The organism is Paracoccus spongiarum (genome assembly GCF_030732095.1).
GTDB lineage: Bacteria > Pseudomonadota > Alphaproteobacteria > Rhodobacterales > Rhodobacteraceae > Paracoccus > Paracoccus spongiarum.
Genome location: NZ_JAVAMQ010000091.1, coordinates 1 through 268 on the forward strand (window position 1 = coordinate 1; position 268 = coordinate 268).

The following is a 268-nucleotide window of genomic DNA, read 5'->3' on the forward strand; positions in this document are numbered from 1 at the left end:
CGTGCCACGCTGCGTGCCGGTCGAAATGAAGCGCAACCAGCATGGCGAACGCTCGATCACCATCGCAGTCGGCACGACCCGCGTGCTGACGCGTGGCCAATGGCGGACGGTCGAACTGCGCGCCTGCCCGGTGACCTTCTCGCCGCATCCGGACCAGATCGCCGCCGCACGTCGCCACTACGAACATTGGTGGCTGGCGCTGGGCTGGGTGCGTGATGGGCTGATCGCGGGCGGCATGCTGCGGAGCATCGAGGTGACGGAGGTAATA

Annotated in this window: 1 pseudogene; it reads left to right on the plus strand. The window is 67.2% G+C overall.

What is annotated here, in order from left to right:
• Positions 1-268: pseudogene (locus tag Q5Y72_RS19830) on the plus strand (hypothetical protein); the annotation flags it as partial.